The following is a 246-nucleotide window of genomic DNA, read 5'->3' as shown; positions in this document are numbered from 1 at the left end:
CACAGGGTCCCCCCTGCAGTACCATCGGCGCTGAAAGGCTTAGCTTCCGGGTTCGGAATGTAACCGGGCGTTTCCCTAACGCAATGACCACCGAAACACTATGAAGATAACCACCCGGCAACAACACAGGTCATTACTTCAGAACCAACACAGTGGACGCGAGCAACTGAGGACAAGCCCTCGGCCTATTAGTACCAGTCAACTCCACACCTTACGGCGCTTCCATATCTGGCCTATCAACCCAGT

General features: G+C 54.1%; 1 rRNA gene. It reads right to left on the bottom strand.

Features of this window, described 5'->3' with window-relative positions:
• Window positions 1–95: ribosomal RNA gene (gene rrf, locus IF55_RS35765) — 5S ribosomal RNA — on the bottom strand; the annotation flags it as partial.
• Between the last annotated feature and the right edge of the window lie 151 nt (window positions 96–246).

This window comes from Streptomyces varsoviensis, assembly GCF_000718635.1.
Lineage (GTDB): Bacteria > Actinomycetota > Actinomycetes > Streptomycetales > Streptomycetaceae > Streptomyces > Streptomyces varsoviensis.
Note: the sequence above shows the minus strand (reverse complement) of the source record. Positions and strands in the feature narration are given on the sequence as shown.